This is a genomic window from Streptomyces sp. NPDC058525 (assembly GCF_042719495.1).
Taxonomy (GTDB): domain Bacteria; phylum Actinomycetota; class Actinomycetes; order Streptomycetales; family Streptomycetaceae; genus Streptomyces.
The window spans coordinates 1-1,463 of the sequence record NZ_JBHXNP010000224.1 but is presented as its reverse complement, the minus strand read 5'-3'; the positions used below and the strand labels follow the sequence as shown (position 1 = coordinate 1,463).

The window sequence follows — 1,463 nt, the reverse complement described above, 5'->3', positions numbered from 1 at the left end:
CAATGCCGTTGATTTAGGGGTCTGGTGGGGGTGCGACGGCCGCGATGACCTGCAGTGTTTCTGCCGGTCGACGGGTTGGCTGTGGTGGTCGTGGCCGGTCCGGGTTCCAGGACAGGAAGCGGGACATCTTGCGCTTCGCCTGACGGATCACGGCCCGGAGTCTGCGGGGTGGGTTGATCTCCTCCTCGAGTTCACGGGCCACCGTGGACAGGTGCTGAGGGGGGAAAATCCCTGTTCAGCGATGTGATGCTCCGGCGGGCTGCCCGCAGGGCCGCGGCGAAGGAGAGCCGGTCCGGATCCAGTGGTTCGCTGCGGTTCACCGCCGCTCTGTGCATCAGGACCCTGAGGCCGGTGTAGAGCACCAGATGTGCATAGATCTCCTGGAACACCAGGTCAGGGCTCTTGCTCGGCATGACGGTGCGGGTGCCGATCTGAGTCGTCTTCAGTTCGGCGAGGGTGTTCTCCACCTCCCACCGCTCGCCGTAGAGGGCTGCCAGTTCGGCAGCCGGCGCCGTGCCGGGGTCCATGAGGGTGGTGATGAGCCGGTAGCGTTCGGCCTGGTCACGGCCAGGGATGTCCAGGCTGTACTCGATCACGCGGACCCTGATGTCTTGGGGCGGCCGGACGCTGCGTCCCCGCCCGCCTCGGACGGTGGAGATCCACGAACCGTCGGGAAGAACTTCCTCGACCGGCAGCTTCCAGATGCCGGGGATCCGCCACAGCAGGTCGGCGCCGGTGGCGGCCAGGTGCTGCCAGAGATGTGCTCCGGGCAGGCCGCGGTCGGCCAGGACCAGCATGCCCGGCCGGAGCGAGGCGGCGAGTCGTTCGGCCAGGACCCGTTCCTTGACCCGGTAGGAGTCGACCGCGGCGTCGCAGACCACGTGGGTTCCGGACTCGACCAGGACCATGACCCGGGCCAGCGGATATCCGGTGGGTCCCTTGCCGGCCTTGGTCCGCAGCCGGCCCAGCCCGGCCTCGTTGGCTTCCGTGTCGGCGGCCTGCAGCGTCGTCCCGTCGATCGCCATCAGCCGGAACCCTCGCCAGAACGCTCCGGGCGTCCGCTCGTCGGCCACCGCCGCCCCGGCATGGACCAGCAGCTCACGCAGTACCTCCACCCCGAGGTTCTGGCGAGCACGGAAAACCGCCGCCTTGTCCGGGACCCGCCAGGCACCCCACCCGTCCTCGCGCCGCACCGCCTCGGCCAGCGTCCGAAGGACCTCCCGGTACGGCTCGCCGGAGAACAACGCCCGCGCAAGCACGAAATACACCATCAGCCTCGGCGGCAGCAGCCGGACCCGCACCTCACACGCACGGGACTTCGCCAACGCCGCGTCCACCAACTCCGGCGGAAACACCTCGGTCAGGTCCCCCAACCCGATCCGATCCACCACCCGAGCAGCCATCGGACACCACCCCCTGCTATCCGTTGAACCGCCAAATCACCCCTATGTCAACGGCATTGC

General features: G+C 68.6%; 1 protein-coding gene. It reads right to left on the bottom strand.

Features of this window, described 5'->3' with window-relative positions:
- Nucleotides 1-191: 191 nt before the first annotated feature.
- Nucleotides 192-1,403: an IS4 family transposase gene (locus tag ACFWP3_RS41975; protein WP_384232223.1), complete on the bottom strand. Its 1,212-nt coding sequence runs from the start codon at nucleotides 1,401-1,403 to the stop codon at nucleotides 192-194.
- Nucleotides 1,404-1,463: the final 60 nt, after the last annotated feature.